We start from the raw sequence: 21,912 nt of genomic DNA, 5'->3' as shown, positions 1-21,912 counted from the left end.
TTCGTTTATTATTTGCTTCCGCTAAGCATCCCACAGGCTGCCATTATATCCTCCCCTCTTGATGCTCTTATTGTAGAGACTATTCCGGATCTGTTAAGTCTATCCCTGAACATCTCAATTACAGGCAGAGGTGATGTCCTAAGGTGAAAGTCAGGGATTTCGTGGAATCTTATAAGATTGACTCTGCACTCCAGCCCTCTGAGCATCCTGGTAAGAGCATCGGCATGCCTCTTTGAATCGTTCCATCCGTCAAACATAATATACTCAAAACTCACCCTTCTCTGTCCTGTAAAGTCATACTCCTTGATAAGATTAATTGTCTCATCGATAGGCCATGCCTTCTGCATTGGCATAAGCTCAAGCCTTTCAGAATCAAACGGATTATGCAGAGAGATTGCTAAATGGCACTTTGAATTTTCCAGAAAATCCTTTAATGCGGGGGCAACACCTATTGAGGAGAGGGTAATTCTTTTGGGGCTCCATCCAAAACCCCAGTCAGATGTGAGGATTTCTATAGCCTTCATCACCTCGGTATAGTTGTCAAGCGGCTCTCCCATACCCATAAAAACCGCATTTGTGAGCTCTGAACTCTCTTCAATGTTAATAAATTGCGAGATAATTTCACCTGCTCTCAAATTCCCTCTGAATCCCATCCGTCCTGTCATACAAAAACGACAAGCCATTTTACATCCTGATTGAGAAGAGACGCATATTGTTTTTCTGTCGGCCTCAGGAATCATTACACTCTCTACCGGACTTCCGGAAAGAGAGGGGAAGAGATATTTCTTAGTTCCATCAATAGAAATCTGACTCTCTGAAGGAGAGAATCCACCAACCTGATAGTTCTCAGACAAGAGTGATCTTGTAATTTTTGAGAGATTACTCATTTGGTCAATCTCAGAGACCCTCTTCCCGTATATCCATCCAATTATCTGACCGGCCGTAAAAGATGGGAGAGCAAGCTCTTCCACCACTTTTTTTACCTCTGCCGGAGTCATTCCCAGTAGCCATTTTTTCATTGGGCAAATTTAGGTAAAATTGAAAATCATTTGCTATTTTTGTGGGAATTTAAAACTATTATCATTATGGCTAAAGAGAGTGTAGAAGTAAAGAGTGGTGCGGAGATTGCCCCTGAGAAGCTTAAGGCTTTACAGGCAACTCTGGACAAGATTGAGAAGGATTACGGTAAGGGTACCGTTATGAAGATGGGGGAGCAGCCAAAATGGGAAGTGAGTACTATAGCATCCGGCTCTATTGCACTTGACAACGCGTTAGGAATTGGGGGCTATCCGAGAGGACGGGTTATTGAAATTTACGGGCCGGAGTCAAGCGGTAAAACTACCCTTGCAATACACGCTGTTGCTGAGGCTCAAAAGCTTGGCGGCATTGCAGCAATTATTGATGCCGAGCACGCTTTTGACAGGACATACGCAAAAAAGCTGGGTGTAAATGTTGATACTCTGCTTATCTCTCAACCGGATAACGGTGAGCAGGCCCTTGAGATAACAGATGCACTTATCCGTTCAGGAGCAGTGGATATTATTGTTATTGACTCTGTTGCAGCCCTTACTCCTAAAGCCGAGATTGAAGGCGAAATGGGTGATTCCAAAATGGGTCTTCAGGCACGACTGATGAGCCAGGCGCTTAGGAAGCTAACAGCCAATATCAGCAAAACAAATACCTGCTGTATTTTCATCAATCAGCTCAGGGAGAAAATTGGAATAATGTTTGGAAATCCGGAAACAACTACCGGTGGTAATGCACTAAAATTTTATGCATCAGTCCGTGTTGATGTCAGAAGAATCACTCAGCTTAAAGATGGTGAAGAGGCAACCGGAAACAGGGTTAGGGCAAAAATTGTAAAAAACAAAATGGCCCCCCCTTTTAAAAAGGCAGAATTTGACATTGTTTTTGGAGAGGGTATTTCTAAACTTGGAGAGATTGTTGACCTTGGAGTTGAATTTGAGATTATTAAAAAGAGCGGATCGTGGTTTAGCTATGGTGACACAAAGATTGGCCAGGGAAGAGAGGCTGTAAAACAAATTCTTACTGACAACCCTGAACTGATGAATGAGGTGGAAGAGAAGATCCGCGTAAAGCTTAAAGAGATTAAAGACTAGAGAATGGAGATTGTATTAAGCGGCATACGGTCCACTGGACATCTGCACCTTGGAAACTACTTTGGGGCGCTGAGGAATTATATTAAAATGCAGGATGAGTATAACTGCTACTTTTTTATAGCAGACCTGCACTCGTTAACAACTCACCCTCACCCTGATGATTTTCACTCCGGAGTTAAGACCATTTTGGCTGAGTATCTCGCATCCGGACTGGACCCTCAAAAATCTGCAATTTTTATACAAAGCGATGTACCTGAAATTGTTGAACTTTATGTGCTTCTCAATATGATTGCATATAAAGGAGAACTTGAGAGGACTGCATCATTTAAGGAGAAGGTTCGCAAAAACCCTGACAATGTTAATGCCGGGCTACTTACATATCCTGTACTTATGGCAGCAGACATCCTTATACACAGGGCACACAAAGTACCTGTAGGTAAAGACCAGGAGCAGCATCTTGAGATAGCACGGCTCCTTGCCAGAAGATTTAATAACCTTTATGGGACAGAGCTGTTTCCTGAGCCACAGGCCTTTAATTTTGGCAGTGATTTAGTTAAGGTTCCGGGCCTTGACGGGAGCGGGAAAATGGGTAAAAGTGAAGGGAACGGAGTTTATCTCTATGATGACGAAAAGACAATTCACAAAAAGGTAATGAGAGCCGTTACAGATGCAGGACCAACAGAGCTCAACAGCAAAATGCCTGAACCTGTTGAAAATCTCTTTACTCTTCTAAAAATAGTCTCTGAAAAAGATGTTGTGGAGCATTTTACAAATGCTTACAATAATTGCACAATACGCTACGGTGACCTTAAAAAACAACTTGCCTCTGATATATGTAAGCACACACTCCCTATCAGGGAGAGAATTGACGATATTTCAAATGATGCAGATTTCCTTAGCAAGGTTGTAAGGGAGGGAAGAGAGAAGGCAAGAGAGAGCGCCTCGGCTACACTTGCAGAGGTAAAGAGAGCCGTAGGGTTCAGAAGCTTCTGACCTGCAAATGATCAGCAAAACAACTATATCCAGGATTCTGGAGAGCGCACAGATTGTAGATGTAATTAGTGACTTTGTTTCATTGAGAAGAAGGGGAGCAAACTATACAGCTTGTTGCCCTTTTCACAATGAAAAGACACCATCGTTTTCAGTTTCTCCCTCAAAAGGAATTTACAAATGTTTTGGCTGCGGGAAAGCAGGCAACGCAGTTAACTTTGTTATGGAACACGAGCATCTCACATATGTTGAGGCGCTTAAATTTCTTGGAAGAAAGTATGGGATTGAAGTTGAGGAGAGAGAGGAGAGTGAAGCCGAAATTCAACAAAGGTTAAAAAGTGAAAGTCTGCAAGTTGTATCTGAATTTGCAAGAGACTTTTTCATAAACTCTCTATGGAACTCCCAGAGAGGGCGCTCAATTGCACTCAGCTACTTTAAGGAGAGAGGCTTTTCTGAAGAGACAATAAAAAAATTCCAGCTTGGATGGGCTCCCGATGGCAGAGATGGCTCAATGTCTTCAGCGGCTCTCAGAGCCGGATTTAAAAAGGAGTTTATCGTATCTTCGGGGCTTGGTATAGAGAGAGAACAGAGTGGTGAGATTGCAGACCGGTTTTATGAGAGAGTGATGTTTCCTATCCACTCACTTACAGGAAGGGTAATTGCATTTGGAGGACGGACTCTAAGGACGGATAAAAGCCTGGCAAAATATATAAACTCTCCGGAAACTGAGATTTATAATAAGAGCAGATCTCTTTACGGAATTTATTTTGCAAAAAGTGCCATTGCTAGGCTTCAAAAATGCTATCTGGTTGAAGGTTATACAGATGTTATCTCTTTGGTGCAGGCCGGTGTAGAGAATGTTGTAGCATCAAGCGGAACATCCCTTACATCTGAACAAGTAAGATTAATAAGACGATTTGCACCAAGCGTTACAATTCTTTACGATAGCGATCCTGCCGGAATTAAGGCATCACTGAGAGGGATTGACATGCTGCTGGAGGAGGGGCTTCAGGTAAAGGTTGTCCTTTTCCCTGAAGGAGAGGATCCGGATTCATATGCAAAAAACAACTCTCCTGCCCAGTTGAAAGATTATCTTGAAAGTGCAGAGAGGGACTTTATTGAATTCAAGATTGAGCTTCTCTCATCAGAGGCTGATAAAGACCCGATAAAAAGAAGACAACTTATTAATGAAGTTGTCACAAGTATCTCTGTTATTCCTGACGCAATTACAAGAGCTGTATACATTGAAGAGTGCAGTGTAAAGCTAAGGTTTGATCAAAACCTTCTCGCAAGGGAGGTCAATAAAATAAGGAAAGTAAGATTGCCTCACGGTCCTTATAACAGAGAGACAGACATCCGTGACTCATTTCCTGTTGCCCAGATTCCTGATATTGATACAGGTGAGAGTCTTCCTCTGTTCATCAAAGATATATACTATGAACCTGCTGAGAGAGAGCTTCTTTACTACCTGCTTAAGTATGGGGAGCTACCACTCTATGGTAACGACGATGAGATAAAGTCTACTATTACTGTATCCCAGTTTATTCTAAACGAACTTCAGACAGATGAACTGGAATTTCAGAATCTACTTTACAAGAATATGTTTGAGGAGTATTACAAAGTCCGGGAGATGAATCAGGAAGAGATACAGAAACACTTTACCAATCATCAGGATCCGGAAATAGTCTCCCTTACCTCTTCCATCCTGATTCAGGAGCACAGCCTTAATATTAAACAGTTTGTAGCCTCTCTGATCCCTGAAGAGAAGGTCCTTTCAATAGCTGTTCCAAAAGCTATTATGGTATATAAAGCCAAGATTACATCCATTGCCTACCAGGAGATGTGGAATGAACTAAACAGAATACCTGCAGATGAAGAGGAGAAGCAGACAGAACTTATGGGTCATATGAAGACCCTGTTAACTGTCAGAAATATGCTCTCAAGGGAGCTGAACAGACTTACGATATAAAATCTTATCTTTGCACCCAAATATTTTACTGAATAAACACAATGGAAAAGAGCTACAAAAGAGACCTTGTAACAGCGGCCCTTCCCTATGCAAACGGGGCTGTGCATATAGGACACCTTGCCGGGGTATATATACCTGCAGATATATATGTGAGGTATCTCCGAATGCGTGGCAGGGATGTTAAATTCATCTGTGGCTCAGACGAGCATGGTGTCCCGATTACAATCAAGGCCCGTCAGCAGAATTGCACACCTCAGGAGGTAGTGGATAAATACCATTTAATAATAAAAGACTCTTTTGAAAGACTTGGAATAAGCTTTGACATTTACTCAAGGACAAGTTCAGAGACGCATCACAAAACTGCATCTGAGTTCTTCAGAAAGCTTTACGATGAGGGCAAATTCATTGAAAAAGAGAGTGAACAATATTATGATGAGGAGGCAAACCATTTTCTTGCAGACCGATATATTACCGGGACCTGTCCAAAATGCGGAGCTGAAAACGCCTATGGTGACCAATGCGAGAAATGCGGCAGTACCCTTAGTCCAAATGAACTAATAAATCCAAAATCCACACTTAGCGGAAGTATTCCTGTCCTTAAAAAGACATCTCACTGGTACCTCCCTCTTGATCAGTATGAGCCCTGGCTCAGAGAGTGGATACTTGAACAGCATAAGGAGTGGAAGGTAAATGTGTATGGGCAATGCAAATCCTGGCTGGACGGAGGCCTGCAGCCTCGTGCAGTAAGCAGGGATCTGGACTGGGGTGTACCTGTCCCGGTTGAAGGTGCAGAGGGTAAAGTCTTATATGTTTGGTTTGATGCACCTATAGGATATATTTCAAATACAATCGAACTATTGCCAAATGAGTGGGAAAAATGGTGGAAAAGCGATGATACCAGGCTCCTGCACTTTATCGGCAAGGATAATATAGTCTTTCACTGCATTGTATTTCCATCCATGCTAAAAGCATACGGAGACGGCTATATACTACCCGAGAATGTGCCTGCCAACGAATTTTTAAACCTTGAGGGGAATAAAATATCTACATCAAGGAATTGGGCAGTATGGCTTCACGAATACCTGGATGAATTCCCGGGAAAAGAGGATGTCCTCCGATATGTACTATGTGCAAATGCACCTGAAACAAAAGATAACGATTTTACCTGGAAGGATTTTCAGACGAGAAATAACAGTGAACTTGTTGCAATCCTTGGGAATTTTGTAAACAGGGCCGTGGTTCTTACTCATAAATATTTTCAGGGAGAGGTCCCATCTCATCTTAAGAGTGAGCAGGCAGACGAAGAGACATTGGCACAGATTCCTGTTATAAAAAGGAATATTGAAGAGAGCCTTGAGACATTCAAGTTTCGCGAAGCTCTGAGAGAGGCTATGAATCTTGCCAGACTAGGCAATAAATACCTTGCAGACACTGAGCCCTGGAAGCTTTCCAAAACCGATATGGAGAGGGTGGCTACAATTCTTAACACCTCCCTTCAGATTTGCGCAAATCTGGTAATTGCTTTTGAACCATTCCTGCCTCATACAACTCAGAGACTCTCATATATGCTTAATATGAAGAGTAAAACATGGGAGGATTTTGGATCGGACACGATACTTCTTCCCGGTCATAAAATTAATGATGCCACGCTCCTTTTTGAGAAAATTGAGGATGAGACTATAGCACATCAGCTGGCTAAACTTGACGCACTCAGACCTAAAGAGGAGACAGCCCTGGAGCCTCAGCCTGAAAAGAGTACACTGGCTCCGGCTAAAGAGGAGTGCTCTTACGATGATTTTATGAAAATGGATATCCGTACAGCTACCGTCCTGGAGGCCGAGAGGGTTCCTAAAACAGACAAGCTTCTTAAATTACATATTGACACAGGAGTGGACAAAAGAGTTATTGTCTCAGGAATAGCTGAGTATTACACTCCTGAAGAGATGGTGGGCAAACAAATATGTATTTTAGCAAACTTAGCTCCAAGAAAGATTAAGGGGATTGAGTCCTGCGGTATGATACTTATGGCAAAAGAGGAGAGCGGAAAGATGAGAATCGTTACTCCTGAAGAGAGACTTTCAAACGGAAGCTGTATTAATTAACATTAATCAATTGGGGAGGGAGATGTAGAATGTACTCCCCTCTCCCAATTTTGATTTAACCCATATTTTACCACCAAGAATCTCTGTAAACAATTTTGAAATTGAGAGACCTAAGCCGGTACCCTCAAATTCATTTTCAATAGTGTGAGCCTGCACAAATCTCTCAAAAATACTTTCCAGTTTATCTTCAGGGATTCCTATCCCTGTATCCTTTACATAAATTGTATAGATGCTGACCCCCTTTATGTAACCTAATTCAATATAACCCTCTCTGGTAAATTTTACAGCATTACCCATCAGGTTGGTTATTATCTGGTTAAGCTTTATTCTGTCTGTATTAACAATAAAAGCATCAACAGACTCAAGGGAGAGCCTGAGATCCAGTTTTGAGTTATTTGCTTTAAAAAATTCGTGAACCTCCCTGAGGATTTCATTTAAATCAAACTCGGATTTGCTTATTAAGACCTGACCTGCCTCAATTCTTGAGATATCAAGAACATCGTTTATAGTTGCAAGGAGTCTGTCTGCACTCTTTGAAATAATCTGAAGATACTCTCTATGTTCAATATTATCTACCTCCTCCAGAAGAAGATTGGCGAATCCCATAATTCCATTCATTGGTGTTCTGATCTCGTGGCTCATATTTGCAAGGAAGGAGCTCTTAAGGCGATCACTCTCCTCGGCCTTTGATTTAGCCATTTTCAGGCTCTCTATGTTCTTAATCCGGTCTATAAAAAGACCAATATTATTGGCAAATATTTCAAGAAGTGCAAGATCATCCTCATTATATGCTTTAGGATCTGTGTAATCCTGAACAACAATAACACCAATAACCTCCTTAAACTCGACATCATAAAGAGGTGCTCCCATCCACACAGAAGAGTCTGTTCCATAAGTGGAGAAAATCAGCCCCTCCTCCTTCAGATCCTCCTGTATCTGGACATTAATAATTTTACTTTTGCCACTTCTTCTGACATAGTCTGTCAAAGAGCCATAAAGTTGCTCTGTAAAGCCCTCTTCAATAACATCATAATCATCTTTAAAAAATGGATAAGAGTACTCCTCCTTCTCTTTATTATAAAGAGCTATGTAAAAATTTCTTGCAGAAATTATTTTGCTTAACTCTTTATGCACCTCTTCCAGAAAAGCTTTAAGTTCAGTCTTTACAAGAGAGCACTTTGATATATTCAGAATCGCCTCCTGAACCTCCCTCTTTTGAACAGAATGTGTCAAATCCCTGACTACCCCTCCAACTCCGTATTTACCTGATTCTAGCCTTACCGGGAATTTTGTTGCCTCATACATTTTTGTCCCGAACTTCTCTTCAATCTTCACTGTGATTAATTCTGACAGCACCTGATTATCTGAAATCAAAACATCATCAAGATCCTCTCCTTCCAGTAACTGAAAGTCCGTTTTTCCAAGTACTTCATCTGCCCTCTTTCCAAAAAACTCAAGTAATGAATCATTCACCTCAATATACCTGAATAAATCATCCTTTATAAACATCATATCTTTACTGGCATTGAAAAATGAGGTTTTTCGTTCCTCTGCCTCTTTATACTTAACAATACTCGCGCGCCTCTCGATATTTGTGAGCATGATTAATCCAAGCATGAGCGTACCAAAAGGATATATTGCCAGTACTACCGGCGAAATATTAACAAATGTGTCAAATCTTATCTCTTCCGGTAAAAAAATGGTACACCCTACCATAATAAGGTGTGTAAGCATACCCACAGAGTATAACTCCCAGTTTTTTCTCTTTTTGTACCAGTTTGGCCTGAGGCCCCCCCATAAAATCCCCGTTGTCCCTGATGTGAGAATAGTAGCAACACCCATTACAATCCCATCCCCTGCCATATATATTCTGTACATAGCAGTGAAGGCCATCGCTATAATTGTGGGAATAGGTCCTATAATAAGACCGGAAACAGAGAGAAGAATGGTTCTTGAATCAAAAACCAATCCGGGCTGAAGAGTCCATTCAGACATCATCAGGATAATGCCGATAATGCCTATTGCAAACCCCATAAATATCTCCTTAACCCCTTTGTAGTGACTAACTGGCCTAAAGCCAAAGAGATAGTGCAATAAGGAGAGTGCAAGAAGAATTGCGATATTTTGAATAACTCCCAGCAGCATAGAATTAATCTTAATTAACAAATATAACTAATTCCATGATACCGGGAGCATTTTTAACAGATTAATAAACACCTCTCTCTACATAATTGGTATGCAATAATTCATGAGAGATATGGCCCAGTGGTTTCTTGAGAAAATCTTCATAAAGTTCCTTAATAGCAGGGTTATCATGGGACTTTCTTATTGGTTTAATTGAATCCTCCCGATAGATTGACTCTGCCCTTTTCTGTCTAACTTCCCAGGTTGTAGGAATTGGCTGACCTCCTCCCCCAAGGCATCCCCCGGGACAGGTCATCACCTCAATGAAGGCATAAGGAGAATTACCCTCCTCAATCTGATCAAGCAGAACCCTTGCATTTTTAAGAGTATGGGCAACTGCAACCTTAAGTTTTGTGCCATTAATATCAAGTTCAGCCTCTTTAATACCATCAAATCCTCTTACAACCTTCAGATTCAGATCAGGAAGGGGCTTACCTGCAACCACCTCATAAGCAGTCCTCACAGCAGCCTCCATAACCCCTCCTGTTGCCGCAAATATTGCCCCGGCACCTGTTGAAATGCCAAGGGGATTATCAAACTCCTCTTCAGGTAAATTCTTAAAGTCTACCCCTGTCATTTTGAACATCCGGGCGAGCTCTCTGGTTGTCAGTACATAATCTACATCAAAGAATGCCTCTTTTTCGTTAAGATTCATCTTCTCTTTCCACCAATGGTATGCAGATTTCATCTCAGGCCTTTTGCACTCAAATTTCTTTGCTGTACAAGGCATAATTGATACAACTACCAATCGGCGAGGGTCAATTCCCATCTTCTCTGCATAATAGGTTTTGGCAACTGCTCCAAACATTTGTTGCGGAGACTTACATGTAGAGAGGTGGGAAAGTGATTTTGGATAGAAGTGCTCAATAAATTTTATCCAACCCGGTGAACATGAGGTGACCATTGGAAGTTTTCCATTTGTTGTGAGCCGATTTATAAGCTCATGTCCCTCTTCCATTATTGTAAGATCTGCAGTAAACTGAGTGTCAAAAACTTTATCAAAACCCAGTCTCCTTAATGCAGCCACCATCTGACCGGTAACAAGTGCTCCGTCTGCCATCCCCATTGCCTCACCAATTCCCACTCTTATTGCGGGAGCAGTCTGAACAATAACCACTTTGTTGTCGTCGTACAAATCCTTAAGCAGATGACCCGATTCATTTCTTTCAACAATAGCGCCGGTTGGACAAACTAATGCACATTGTCCGCAATTTGTACAGGCTACATTTCCAAGGCCTTTATCTTTATATGTTGCAATTTTTGTCTTCAGTCCCCTGCCGGCAAAATCAATTGCGTAAACTGTTTGCATATCGGCACAGACAGCTACGCATCTTCCGCATAAAATGCATTTATTGGGATCCCTTACAAGAGAGAGGGAGGTCTCGTCAAGCGGAAGAAGCGGTTTGGTTTTATCGTACGGTGTTTCATTAACACCCAGAACAGAGGATATGTCCTGCAGTTCACAATTGCCATTTCTGTCGCAAATAAGGCAATCAGCAGGATGGTTTGCCAGAAGTAACTGAAGATTGGTAACTCTGGCCTGGTTAACAGCCGGAGAGTGAGTCTTAATCTCCATCCCCTCTGAAGCAGAGGTAACACAGCTTCTAACCAGACTTTTTGCACCTTTTAATTCAACTACACATATACCGCAAGAGGCATTAGAGGAGATATCTTTAAGATAGCACAGTGATGGTATGCTTATTCCTAATTCTTTACAGCTTTCTAGTATAGTTTTACCCTCTTTAATCTGATAAGATCTGCCATCTATGGTTAAATTAATTATTCTTTTTTCCATTGTTTAGTCCTCCTCCGTGTTAACAGTTATCCTTACATCGCATCTCAGACACCTCGATGCCTCTGCATAAGCCTGCTCTTTTGAGTAACCCAGATTAATCTCGTTGAAATTTCCGGTTCTCTCCTCCAGAGGTCTTTTAAAAGTGTAGTGTCGATTACCCCCTTCAGGTTTTAAAGGTACCTCATCACTATAATCAAAGTCTCTGAAAAGTTTATGGAATCTTCTCTTGTTCATTAACTTCCAGTCAATAACTTCTGCTGCTTTTTTGGCTATACCCATAGCCTCGGCAGCTGTAGCCGGTCCTGTAACTGCATCACCTACTGCGTATATCCTTGGGTGATTTGTCATAAATGTAAAGTGGTCTGCTTCAATATTACCATTGCTTATTGTTTTTATACCGAACTCTTTAACAAATGATGCCTCAACCTCCTCTCCTACAGCCATAATTACTGTGTCACAAGGAAGAATAAAAGACTCACCTGTAGGGACAGGTTTTCTTCTGTTGGAAAGGTCTATCTCTCCACAAGCCATTTTCATAAGCTCAATACCTCTGACCTTATCATTTGTATCTGCCAGGATCTCTTTAGGTGTACTCAAAAACAGAAAGTTCACACCCTCCATCTCTGCACCCTTAATCTCATCCTTGTTAGCTGGCATATCGGGCTTCATTCGTCTGTAGACAACAGTTACTTCTGCACCAAACCTTTGAGCAGTCCTTGCAGCATCTATGGCAACATTTCCTGCGCCAACAACAACTACATGTCTGCCCATCTCAGGCACTTTACCCTTAGCTACATCTTTTAGAAATTCCATCCCGGAGAGAACTCCCTCAAGTTCGCTGCCATTGATACCCGGACTCATATCCTTGTGAGCTCCAAGTGCCAGTATCACAATGTTGTAGTCTCTTTCGAGCTCCTCCATGCTAATATCTTTGCCAATTTTTGTATTAAATACAAAATTTACTCCCAGCTCTTTTATGAAATTCAACTCGTGATCAAAAACATCAAGTGGCAGTCTGTATTTTGGAATTCCCCATCTCAGAATACCACCCGCCTCTGATTCAGCCTCAAATATTGTAACATCATGCCCCAGCCTTACCAGATAGTACGCAGCGGTAAGACCGGCAGGGCCGGACCCAACAACTGCAATCCGTTTGTGAGTCTGAGGGAGCTTTTCTCTTAGAAGTCTCTCATAAACTTTATCAGAAAAACCTTCATTATAGGCTGTGTCAGATATATATCTGTGAATATCTCCCTGAGATACTGATGCGTCAATCGCCTCTCTCCTGCACTTCATCTGGCAGTGGAAGTGACATATTCTTCCTATTGAAGATGGCAGCGGATTATCTCTGAGTGTTGATTCAAAGGCATCTTGCAGTTTATCCTCTTTCAGAAGCTGCAAATATCTTGGAATATTCATATGCAATGGACAGCTGTTTTCGCATAAAGCCGAGAATAGCTCCTGGCAAATACCTGCTTCACATTTCTTCTCAATCATATGATGATCATACTCGTCTCTGAAGTATCTTAAAGTTGTAAGAACAGGATTTGGAGCAGTCTGACCAAGGCCGCAAAGTGCAGTGGATTTAATAACTTTACCCAGATTTTCAAGAGCATGTATATCTGCCTCTGTTGCTTTTCCCTCAGTGAATTTATTAATGATAGTTAATGTTTGAGCAAGCCCCTCTCTGCAAGGGGTACATTTGCCGCACGATTCCCCATTTGAGAACTCGGTAAAATATCTTGCAACATCCACCATACAGTTATCCTGATCCATTACAACCATTCCTCCTGATCCCATAATTGATCCAAGAGAACTCAGCGACTCGTAATCAACGTGGGTATTGAGATAATCCACAGGGATACAACCGCCGGATGGTCCTCCGGTCTGGACTGCCTTTACCCTTTTCTGAGTACCGGTACCCTCTCCTATCTTGAATACTATTGTTTCCAGGGTTGATCCCAGAGGAAGTTCTATGAGTCCTGTATTCTTAACCTTACCTACAAGTGAGAAAACCTTTGTTCCTGAACTCTTCTCTGTTCCCACACCGGTAAACCACTCTCCACCTTTGGAGATTACAACCGGAATATTACACCAGGTCTCAACATTATTAATATTTGTAGGCATTCCGTACAAACCCTTTTCAGCCGGATATGGAGGGCGTGGAGATGGTCTTCCCGACTTACCCTCAATACTGTGAATAAGAGCTGTCTCCTCTCCACAAACGAAAGCTCCGGCACCCTCAACAATATCCAGATCAAAGCTAAAGCCTGAGTTTAGTATGTTTTTACCAAGTAACCCGTATTCTTTAGCTTGTTCAATTGCACTTTTAAGCCTTCTGACAGCGAGCGGATACTCTGCCCTGATATAAACAACTCCTTTAGTTGCTCCCATTGCAAAAGCTCCTATAGTCATACCTTCAAGCAGCATAAACGGGTCGCTCTCAATTTCGTTTCTATTCATAAAGGCTCCGGGATCACCCTCATCGGCATTGCAAATAACATACTTCTGAGCAGCCTCCCGTTTAGCCATCATCTCCCACTTGATGCCTGTAGGAAAACCTGCACCACCTCTGCCTCTCAATTTGGAACCCTTTACTTCATCAACAATTGCTGAAGCACTCATTTCAAAAAGAGCTTTATATAGTGGCTGATATCCTCCCACAGCTATATATTCCTCAATATCATCCGGAACGATAAGTCCGCAGTTACGAAGAACAATCTTTTTTTGCCATTTGAAAAATGGAATATCGTTCCACAACGGATAATCTGTAAGTCCTCTGCCAAACTCAAACTTCCCTGTTATGAAGTCCCACTCCTCAATCCTGCAGAGAACATTTCTAAATGGCATTATACCTTTGACGATACCTCCAATAATTGGAATCACATCAATTTCAGAAACATTATGCATTATTATAAGAGGGAATCCGGGCATATAAATATTAACAAGCGGCTCCTCCGAACAAAATCCAAAACAGCCTGTCTTTTTAAGAATTATGTTCAGATCCCTCTCTTTTATAATTCTCTCAAAACTGTCATATAACAGCTCTGCACCTCGCCCAATCCCACAAGTTCCCATTCCTACAGCAATGTAGGGTTTATCCGGGAGGACCTTCTTAGAAGCACTCTCCCTAAGTCTGTTTAACTCAACTAAGTCTGAGATTCTCATCTTTATTGTCCTCCTGTAAATTCTGCAATAATTTCTTTATCTGTTCAGAGGTTACATTACTGTAAATCACTCCGTCCACTGCCACAACAGGAGCCAGTGCACACTGGCCGAAGCATGCTACCGTTTTAACAGTAATCTGCTTATCCTCTGTAGTGAAAGAGCTCTCTCCTGAATCAAAGGCCTCTTTACAGCCCGGCAGGAGTGAGAGATCGTCAAGTAGAATCTTGGACCCTTTTGTATGGCAGGCGGTTCCCCTGCATACAATAATAGTATGCTTCCCCTGAGGTTTCAGGTTAAAGAACGAGTAAAAGGTTGCCACACCATAGATTTGTGACAGAGGCACCTTCACTGATGAAGAGAGATACTCCATACTGGCATCATCAAGGAATTTAAACTCACTGGCCTCCTGTATCTCTTCCATAACAGTAAGCAGCTCGCCCGGTTTCCCTTTGTACCTGGAGATTATCTCGTCAATAACAGTCGTATTGACTCGACTTTCTTCGATTGCTTTCATAGGCTCGTCAATTTTGTGTAAAAACTGGTTCGTTTTCTTGGGGTTAAATATTTATACTGGAAATGGCTACATTTAATAAGAAAGGGCTAGTAAATTTATAAAAATATTATAATACAATGTTCTTTAGAAATCATAAATTATTAAATAAATACACTTTGCTTACAGAGTGTAACTATTTGCTTTAAATATTAAACTTAATACTAAAAAAATAGGGTAAACCATTGGTTGTTCGTCTTGATTGCAGAGACAGAAGTTTAAACAATTAATATTTTACCGGAATGAAAACAATTTTTAGAAATTTGACCGGACTGATTATAGCAGTCCTTTTGCTCGCTCCGGGTGAGCGCGCCTGGTCACAATCAGACAAGGGCTTCTTCACAATCTCGGGTATAGTTAAAGAGAGAGGGAGTCAGAAGAGACTGGAGTATTCAGTTGTTGCTCTGAAAGGATCCAATGTAGGCACAATTGCAAATGCAAACGGGGAATTCTCGATAAAAATCAAGGAGGGAACGGATTCAAAAGCAATTATTTTTTCTCATCTGGGTTATTCAAATTTTGAACTGCCTATAGATGGAACAAGCAAAAATGATATCACCATCTTCCTTGATACCAAAACAAGCCTGCTAGACCCTGTAACCATAATCGGCATGGATGGCAGGGCGATTGTAGAGAGGGCTATAGAAAAAATCGGCACAAACTACTCTTCAAAGAATGGTACTCTGTCCGGGTTTTACAGAGAGACAGTAAAAAAAAGGAGGAGTTATATTAATGTATCAGAGGCAGTTGTGGAGATATTCAAAACTCCGTACGGCGATGGTGTTGAAAGAGATGCTGTTCAGGTGTATAAAGGGCGCAAACTGGTAAGCCCGGATCCAAAAGATACACTAATGGTAAAATTGCTGGGAGGTCCCAATTTGTCAATCTATCTGGATATTGTTAAAAATCCAGATCTGATTCTGAGCAGAGAGAATCTGGCGATGTACAGCTTTACTCTTGAGGAGTCTGTAACAATTGGTGAGAGATCTCATTATGTAGTAAGTTTCCAGCCTCAGGTAATTATGCCTTACGCACTCTACTACGGGAAACTGTTTATTGATAAGGAGAGTTTTACTTTTTCAAGGGCCGAATACAGGCTTAGCATGAATGACAGAGGAAAAGCTACTATGGCTATCCTTAAGAGGAAACCATTCGGGATGCACTTTAAGCCGGAAGAGGTTTCATTTATGGTCACCTACAGACAATCCGGAGGGGTCTCGCTTCTACACTATATCAGAAGCGAAATCAACTTCAGATGTGACTGGAAGAAGAGATTGTTCTCTACGAGCTACTCCATAGTCTCGGAAAATGTAATAACTGATGCAACAATGGATGAAGCAAAAAAGATCTCCGGAAGAGTAGCTTTCAAAGACTCTCACTCTCTTTCTGACAAGGTTAATAATTTCAGTGATGAGAATTTCTGGGAGGACTACAATATAATAGAGCCTGAAGAGTCACTTGAGAACGCAGTAAACAGGTTAAGAAAAGCTATCAACAAAAATTAACAGCTCTACTATTTCGTATATTTGAATCTTGCATAATTTTAGACAATGATTAACGATCTGTTTATTGTAATAAGAGTTAAAGAGGGGGACATAAAGAGCTTTGAAAGTCTATTCAGAAGCTACTACCTCCCCCTGCTTTACTATTCAACAGGCATAACAGGCAGAGAAGAGATATCTGAAGAGATTATTCAGGAGTTCTTTTACAATTTATGGAAAAACAGGCAGGAGTTAAAAATCACAAAAAGTATAAAAAGCTACCTGTTCAATTCAATAAGAAACAGATCAATTGATTATTGCAGGAAGAGAAAATATGAAGAGTCTCCATCAGAGAATCTTGAAATACTTGGGAGAATCAGCGAAGAGCCTTCACCAGTTGAATTAATGGAGGCAGAAGAGCTCAATTCTATTATTAAAACAGAGCTTAAAAAAATGCCTGCAAGAAGGAGGGATATTTTTCTGATGAGCAGGCTGGGAAACAAAAAATACGAAGAGATTGCCTCCCTCCTCTCACTATCGGTAAAGACTGTTGAGGCCGAAATGGGAAAGGCACTTAAATTACTAAAAAAAGAGACAGGATACACGAGATGAAAAAGAATTATTCAAAGGAGGATCAGGCTAAAACTGATGTTGCCTGGAGAAAACTGAGAGCAAGAATTGAAAATGAAGAGGTGATTGAAGAGAGAGTAAGTAAATCAAGGCTCCCTTTGAGACCGGTACTATCTTATGCCGCAGCCTTCCTGCTGATAATAACTGTTATCACACTTCTGATCACAAATAGAAAGAATGAAGGGGAGTTGTTTGCCGTTACCATTACAAACGACACACCAGGAACAACCTTTGTAACAAAACTGGATGACGGATCGTACATTTATTTATCAGAAAGAGCAACAGTTGTACATCCTCAAAAATTTAACTCTTCCAAAAGAGAGGTAGAACTTTCCGGAGAGGCATATTTTGAAATTGCAAGAGATGAGAATAAACCTTTTATCATTGAGGCAGGCGATGCTATAATTGAGGTGCTTGGGACAACTTTTGACCTGTTGTCAAAAGAGGGAGAGACAAAGATCTCTGTAAGAAGCGGCAGAATTAAAATCTCTCATATCAAAAGTGGCGAAAGCGTGGAGGTATCTGCCGGGGAGAGCGCAGTCGCCGGGGAGAGCGGACTGGCCAAATACATTACAGAAGATCATGAACATTTTAATAAATACAGTTCCAGAATGCATTTCAAGGATGAGTATCTGGCTAATATTACAGATGTAATAAACAGAACCTTCCCTGACACAAAAATTGAACTGGAACAGGGTCTGGAGATTAGAGAGCTTACTGCAACCTTTACAGGTGACAATCCGGATTCCATGGTTCAGCTAATATGCAGCGCAATGGAGTTAAAATACAAAAGAGAGGGTGGGGTAATAAAAATCCATCAGTAAACAGGATGAGAGGTGAAAAACTGATATTCATTTTAACTCTGACATTAGGAATAATGTCTGAATTGCACCTCTACGCACAAAACAATCCAACTGATAAAACTTTTAAAATATCTGAAAGCCGCGGCACTGCTTACGAATTGTTAAATAGAATCTCTACTCAGACCGGTTCTCTTTTCATTTACGACAGCAAGGCGGTTGACAACAAAAAAAGAGGAAGGATTTCAAGAGGAGAATACACAATAGAAGAGGCTGTAAGAATAATAACACAAGACAATAGTCTAACTATCAAACAAGAGGGTGAATACATCCTTATTTACAAACCTCAGCAAAAAACACCTGAAAGAGTTTACTCAGGTGAAAAATATGTCAGGATGGAGGGGGTTGTTTTAGACCGTCACAATGGAGAGCCGGTAGTATCTGCAACTGTAAGTCCTGAAGGAGGATCTGTTGGAACAATAACCAATCAGGAGGGGCGGTTCAGACTTACACTACCTGATTCGCTGGCAAACAGGAATATTTTATTCTCCTCAATGGGTTACGAGCAGAGAAAAGTATCAGGAATTCTTCTTACAGAAAACGATGTTACAATTGAGATGATGCAGTCAGTTATTCCCCTTCAGGAGGTAATTGTAAGAGTTGTTGATCCAAGAAGTATCCTTATGGATGCAATACGGAAAAGAGAGTCAAACTATCATCCAAAACCACTTAATATCACTGCATTTTACAGAGAGGGAATTGAATATAAAAGCAACCTCTCACTAAGCGAAGCTGTACTTAAACTATACAAAAGCGGACTATCCCCCTCATTTACATCAGACCAGGCAAAATTGCTAAAGATGAGAAAAATAAGCACTATGGGTAGCCAGGATACACTCATAGCAAAGCTCCGCTCAACAATTAATGCAATTATCCTACTGGATATAATGAAATACCCTACAGATTTCCTTCAGTACTCAGGAATGAATATGTACAACTACACACACACAGATATAACAGAGATAGATGGCAGAAGGGTATATGTGTTCTCATTTGTACAAAAAGAGGAGATAATGGAGGCCCTCTTTACCGGCGAACTATATGTAGATGCACAAAATCACGCCTTGGTCAAAGCTATATTTGAGGTTAATCCCAACCATATAAGAGAGTTTGCTGACAACCTGATAGTCAGAAAGAGCAAGACACACGAAGTCACACCTGTAAGGGTAAAATACCAGGTCTCATATAAGTCACATAACGGGCTATACCTGGTTAACCATATCAGAGGAGATCTGAGCTTTAAAGTAAGAAAAAAGGGGCGACTTCTTACCACCCCGCTTAACCTGTGGTTTGAAATGGCCAATTGTAAATCAGATACAGAAAATGTAGAGAAATTCCTTTCAGACCAAAGACTCTCTACCCGGGACATCTTCTCCGATATTCAATACACATATGACCCGGAATTCTGGGAACACTTCAACATCATTATGCAGGAGGAGAAAATTGAGGAGATAATCCGCAATTACAAATTTTAGATCTGTGGTGTTTTTAGGCCCGGAACTTTGGCTGAAAGAATTTTGAATACAGCAATTGTATCGATCCCGGAGACCCGTCCGGAACATCAGGCCTGAAATTTTCATAAAGTTTAAGCAAAGCACCAGGACCGTCCCAGGCAATAAAGTCCCATCTTAACGGATAATACAGATAGGTATGTGAGAGTCCCTCAGTTGTTAATTTGGCTAAATTCTCCTCCGGAATCTGGAATGTATCAATCCTTTGCTGATAGTTCTCAAAGCGGTACCAGGAATTAGGTTCTTCACAAAAACCCATAATTATATACATATCCGGTGAATTTCCCGTCAACTACATCCACATCCAGCTCTTTGCGTTCAGCCAAAGGCTTTTCACAGGAAGAGAATAGTGCAATTACAGCAAAAAGAGAAGCTAGCAGTTTTTTCATCAACAGAATCCTAACAATTCAAAGATAAAAAACATTTACTTTACTACGACTAAACCGGCGGAGCACCGGCCGTATAAGCAAGGCGCTAAGATTTTTTTGCGCAGCGTACTCTAGTACCTGAGCACAAAAAAAGACTGCAGCCAACGAAGCAGATGCAGTCTTTAATCAATTTTAAGCTCCTCGTCTAGGACTTGAACCTAGGACCCCCTGATTAACAGTCAGGTGCTCTAACCAACTGAGCTAACGAGGAATTTTTGACCCGTTTTGGGAGTGCAAATGTAAGTGGAATTTTATAAAAGTCCAAATCTTTAAAGCAATTTTTTTTAACTTTGTGAATACTTAAAAGGCTTTATGGATATTCAACTGATTTCTGAGCTTATCAAAGAACTGATTACTGAAAACGACAGAGTCTCTCTTCCGGGGATGGGCAGCTTCGTTGTGGAGCCGGCTCCGTCAGTTTTTTCAGACAAGGCTACAATTCTTCATCCTCCATTCAGAAGGGTTTTATTCAGAAGTAAAGAGACATGGAATGACGGACTTCTGGAGGAGAGATACTCTCAAAAAAGCGGGTTAAAACCTGAAAAGGCTAAAATTGAACTTGGACTTTTTATTGCCTCTGTTAACACAGAGCTTGATATTAAAAAGAGGGTTGATTTTCCTGAACTTGGATATCTGAGAATCAACGAGAGGGGAACAACCTCTTTTGTTGTAGATCAAGACCTTTTCATAAGCAAAGACTCATTTGGACTTGAGCCAATCAAATTAAAAATTCTGGAAAAGGAGGGCTCTGTTGAGCAACTCAAATCAAGAAGGCTTAAAATATTTTCAGAGGAGGAGATAATTAAAAAACTCTCCTCAGAAAGGAGAGCTTCAAATTTTAAAATACAAAAAAGTGCTTTAAAATGGATGATTATTATTCTTGCAGTAGTAATCTTTATTGCTCTGCTGATTATCTTTAACGACCATCTGAAACCTCTTTGGGAAATAATCCTTTACAACAAAGAGGAGAGAGAGATTTTAAAATCTATCTCAATGAATCTCGCAAATTAACTGATTCACTGCATTTTTCTGAATTGCCCAGGAGTTGTACCTGTCTCCTTTCTAAAGGCGCGTAAAAGAGAGTTTACTGAAGCAAATCCGGACTCCTCAGCAATATAATCCAGGATATGGTTCTCTTCTGCCTTTAACAGTTTCTTTGCATATTCTACTCTGTAATGATTTACAAAATCTGTAAAATTAGAATTGTAAATAGTATTTACAACAGCAGAAACATATGATCTGTTTGTTCCAAGCTCTGATGAAACATCGGTAATCCGTAAATCAGTTCTTTTAAAAAACTGCTTTTTCTCAAAAAGATCAACAATATCACTTTGCAGTTTATCTCTGGTTTTATCCTGAATTCCGTGGTGAGTATCCTTCACGTCTCCATTAGATCCCTTGTCAATATTATCAAAATTAAAATCAACCACAGAAAATTTATGGATATAGCCTGTGTAACCGATATAAAAGAGCATCGTTGAAAACAGAAGTGATGGAATCATGAGTACAACAGGATTATCATCAAAGTACTCTCTTCCGAGTATTCCGGCGAGCACAGAAATCACACCTGTAAAAAAGAGGAGGAATAGCATTCTGTTTAGCCATCCCAGCTCCCTTCCCTCTGTTGAAGAGTAGAACTCTCTTATCTTTTTATGATAGTTTCTGATATGACTTCCACCATATATTACACACATTGGAACCTGTACAACAAAAATCACTCTGCTAAGCTTGCCTGCAACATCTACAAACTGCTCAAAAAAGAGATGCGCAATCAGAGATAACAGAGATCCTGCTATTGCAGGGAGAAATAGATAGAGATTTCCAATAGAGAGCTTTGGTTCGTCTGACAGAGATTTAATATAAATGTAGAAAATGGGATATACCGATAGTGAAGCAAGAGTGTACAGAGGATCAATAACGGAGTATGCCTGAATATAGCCGTAAAAATAGACTGCATGAGAAAAATAGAGGACTGTTGACACAGTCATAAAAATCGTAAGGATTCTAATGGGGAATTTACTTTTTTTTATATCTGTCAGAAGGACAGCAGTCCAGAAGAAACAAACAAAAAAGGGAAGAAGTGTTACAATATCTTTAAACATAGAGGTATATTTGCACAATCCA

At 40.7% G+C, this 21,912-nt stretch carries 17 protein-coding genes and 1 tRNA gene; 9 read left to right on the top strand and 9 right to left on the bottom strand.

The genetic code is table 11. From position 1 onward, the window contains the following. Positions 1–8: 8 nt before the first annotated feature. Positions 9–1,019 (bottom strand): 23S rRNA (adenine(2503)-C(2))-methyltransferase RlmN, encoded by a 1,011-nt coding sequence (gene rlmN / locus U5907_08955; GenBank protein WRQ32704.1) that lies wholly within the window; start codon positions 1,017–1,019, stop codon positions 9–11. 66 nt (positions 1,020–1,085) lie between these two features. On the opposite strand from rlmN, the gene recA reads away from it, so the two are divergent. The 4 genes from recA to metG are packed head-to-tail and all read left to right on the top strand — an operon-like array spanning position 1,086 to position 7,181. Further along, the gene (recA, locus tag U5907_08950; protein ID WRQ32703.1) at positions 1,086–2,120 is read left to right on the top strand and encodes a recombinase RecA; all 1,035 of its coding nucleotides are present in this window, start codon (positions 1,086–1,088) and stop codon (positions 2,118–2,120) included. Positions 2,121–2,123: 3 nt separating this feature from the next. After that, on the top strand, positions 2,124–3,113 hold the full coding sequence (gene trpS / locus U5907_08945; protein WRQ32702.1) for a tryptophan--tRNA ligase: 990 nt from the start codon (positions 2,124–2,126) through the stop codon (positions 3,111–3,113). A 7-nt stretch (positions 3,114–3,120) separates the two neighbouring features. Further along, complete coding sequence (dnaG, locus tag U5907_08940) at positions 3,121–5,079, top strand: DNA primase (protein WRQ32701.1); 1,959 nt, start codon at positions 3,121–3,123, stop codon at positions 5,077–5,079. 41 nt (positions 5,080–5,120) lie between these two features. Beyond that, entirely contained in the window at positions 5,121–7,181 is a 2,061-nt protein-coding gene (gene metG, locus U5907_08935; protein WRQ32700.1) for a methionine--tRNA ligase, read from the top strand. 6 nt (positions 7,182–7,187) lie between these two features. Here metG and U5907_08930 read toward each other — a convergent pair whose 3' ends face one another. The 4 genes from U5907_08930 to U5907_08915 are packed head-to-tail and all read right to left on the bottom strand — an operon-like array spanning position 7,188 to position 14,842. Beyond that, positions 7,188–9,347 carry an ATP-binding protein gene (locus U5907_08930; GenBank protein WRQ32699.1) on the bottom strand — a complete coding sequence of 720 codons (2,160 nt, stop codon included), beginning with the start codon at positions 9,345–9,347 and terminating at the stop codon, positions 7,188–7,190. A gap of 40 nt (positions 9,348–9,387) precedes the next feature. After that, positions 9,388–11,160: an NADH-dependent [FeFe] hydrogenase, group A6 gene (locus tag U5907_08925; protein WRQ32698.1), complete on the bottom strand. Its 1,773-nt coding sequence runs from the start codon at positions 11,158–11,160 to the stop codon at positions 9,388–9,390. 3 nt (positions 11,161–11,163) lie between these two features. Continuing rightward, a complete protein-coding gene (locus tag U5907_08920; protein WRQ32697.1) occupies positions 11,164–14,328 on the bottom strand; it encodes an FAD-dependent oxidoreductase in 3,165 nt (1,054 codons plus the stop codon). Then, positions 14,306–14,842, bottom strand: a complete 537-nt coding sequence (locus U5907_08915) for an NAD(P)H-dependent oxidoreductase subunit E (GenBank protein ID WRQ32696.1) — start codon at positions 14,840–14,842, stop codon at positions 14,306–14,308. Before U5907_08915 ends, U5907_08920 begins: the two co-directional genes overlap by 23 nt. Before the next feature lie 278 nt (positions 14,843–15,120). On the opposite strand from U5907_08915, the gene U5907_08910 reads away from it, so the two are divergent. Genes U5907_08910 through U5907_08895 form a run of 4 tightly spaced genes read left to right on the top strand, consistent with a single transcriptional unit; the run spans position 15,121 to position 19,324 of the window. Continuing rightward, positions 15,121–16,383: a carboxypeptidase-like regulatory domain-containing protein gene (locus U5907_08910; protein ID WRQ32695.1), complete on the top strand. Its 1,263-nt coding sequence runs from the start codon at positions 15,121–15,123 to the stop codon at positions 16,381–16,383. A 45-nt stretch (positions 16,384–16,428) separates the two neighbouring features. Next, a complete protein-coding gene (locus U5907_08905) occupies positions 16,429–16,971 on the top strand; it encodes an RNA polymerase sigma-70 factor (protein ID WRQ32694.1) in 543 nt (180 codons plus the stop codon). Further along, positions 16,968–17,813, top strand: coding sequence for a FecR domain-containing protein (locus U5907_08900; GenBank protein WRQ32693.1), 846 nt, complete (start codon positions 16,968–16,970; stop codon positions 17,811–17,813). Before U5907_08905 ends, U5907_08900 begins: the two co-directional genes overlap by 4 nt. Beyond that, positions 17,753–19,324, top strand: coding sequence for an STN and carboxypeptidase regulatory-like domain-containing protein (locus U5907_08895; GenBank protein ID WRQ32692.1), 1,572 nt, complete (start codon positions 17,753–17,755; stop codon positions 19,322–19,324). Before U5907_08900 ends, U5907_08895 begins: the two co-directional genes overlap by 61 nt. 13 nt (positions 19,325–19,337) lie before the next feature. Here U5907_08895 and U5907_08890 read toward each other — a convergent pair whose 3' ends face one another. From U5907_08890 to U5907_08880, 3 genes are all read right to left on the bottom strand, one after another. Continuing rightward, positions 19,338–19,619, bottom strand: a complete 282-nt coding sequence (locus tag U5907_08890) for a hypothetical protein (protein WRQ32691.1) — start codon at positions 19,617–19,619, stop codon at positions 19,338–19,340. Continuing rightward, positions 19,606–19,749 carry a hypothetical protein gene (locus U5907_08885; protein WRQ32690.1) on the bottom strand — a complete coding sequence of 48 codons (144 nt, stop codon included), beginning with the start codon at positions 19,747–19,749 and terminating at the stop codon, positions 19,606–19,608. The genes U5907_08890 and U5907_08885 overlap by 14 nt, the downstream gene beginning before the upstream one ends. Positions 19,750–19,925: 176 nt before the next feature. Beyond that, positions 19,926–19,999, bottom strand: a tRNA-Asn gene (locus U5907_08880). A 101-nt stretch (positions 20,000–20,100) separates the two neighbouring features. On the opposite strand from U5907_08880, the gene U5907_08875 reads away from it, so the two are divergent. After that, a complete protein-coding gene (locus U5907_08875) occupies positions 20,101–20,799 on the top strand; it encodes a hypothetical protein (protein ID WRQ32689.1) in 699 nt (232 codons plus the stop codon). 5 nt (positions 20,800–20,804) lie between these two features. Here the strand turns inward: U5907_08875 and U5907_08870 are convergent, their stop codons facing one another. Then, positions 20,805–21,890 carry an AraC family transcriptional regulator gene (locus U5907_08870; GenBank protein WRQ32688.1) on the bottom strand — a complete coding sequence of 362 codons (1,086 nt, stop codon included), beginning with the start codon at positions 21,888–21,890 and terminating at the stop codon, positions 20,805–20,807. Positions 21,891–21,912: the final 22 nt, after the last annotated feature.

Source organism: Bacteroidales bacterium MB20-C3-3, assembly GCA_035609245.1.
GTDB lineage: Bacteria > Bacteroidota > Bacteroidia > Bacteroidales > UBA932 > Bact-08.
This window is presented reverse-complemented; position numbering and strand designations above follow the sequence as displayed.

Coding starts and splice junctions, on each gene's coding strand:
- U5907_08890 (WRQ32691.1), bottom strand. CDS start 19,619: ATGGGTTTTTGTGAAGAACCTAATTCCTGGTACCGCTTTGAGAACTAT.
- U5907_08875 (WRQ32689.1), top strand. CDS start 20,101: ATGGATATTCAACTGATTTCTGAGCTTATCAAAGAACTGATTACTGAA.
- dnaG (WRQ32701.1), top strand. CDS start 3,121: ATGATCAGCAAAACAACTATATCCAGGATTCTGGAGAGCGCACAGATT.
- U5907_08885 (WRQ32690.1), bottom strand. CDS start 19,749: ATGAAAAAACTGCTAGCTTCTCTTTTTGCTGTAATTGCACTATTCTCT.
- U5907_08920 (WRQ32697.1), bottom strand. CDS start 14,328: ATGAGAATCTCAGACTTAGTTGAGTTAAACAGACTTAGGGAGAGTGCT.
- U5907_08910 (WRQ32695.1), top strand. CDS start 15,121: ATGAAAACAATTTTTAGAAATTTGACCGGACTGATTATAGCAGTCCTT.
- U5907_08925 (WRQ32698.1), bottom strand. CDS start 11,160: ATGGAAAAAAGAATAATTAATTTAACCATAGATGGCAGATCTTATCAG.
- U5907_08905 (WRQ32694.1), top strand. CDS start 16,429: ATGATTAACGATCTGTTTATTGTAATAAGAGTTAAAGAGGGGGACATA.
- U5907_08900 (WRQ32693.1), top strand. CDS start 16,968: ATGAAAAAGAATTATTCAAAGGAGGATCAGGCTAAAACTGATGTTGCC.
- recA (WRQ32703.1), top strand. CDS start 1,086: ATGGCTAAAGAGAGTGTAGAAGTAAAGAGTGGTGCGGAGATTGCCCCT.
- rlmN (WRQ32704.1), bottom strand. CDS start 1,019: ATGAAAAAATGGCTACTGGGAATGACTCCGGCAGAGGTAAAAAAAGTG.
- trpS (WRQ32702.1), top strand. CDS start 2,124: ATGGAGATTGTATTAAGCGGCATACGGTCCACTGGACATCTGCACCTT.
- U5907_08895 (WRQ32692.1), top strand. CDS start 17,753: ATGCAGCGCAATGGAGTTAAAATACAAAAGAGAGGGTGGGGTAATAAA.
- U5907_08915 (WRQ32696.1), bottom strand. CDS start 14,842: ATGAAAGCAATCGAAGAAAGTCGAGTCAATACGACTGTTATTGACGAG.
- U5907_08870 (WRQ32688.1), bottom strand. CDS start 21,890: ATGTTTAAAGATATTGTAACACTTCTTCCCTTTTTTGTTTGTTTCTTC.
- metG (WRQ32700.1), top strand. CDS start 5,121: ATGGAAAAGAGCTACAAAAGAGACCTTGTAACAGCGGCCCTTCCCTAT.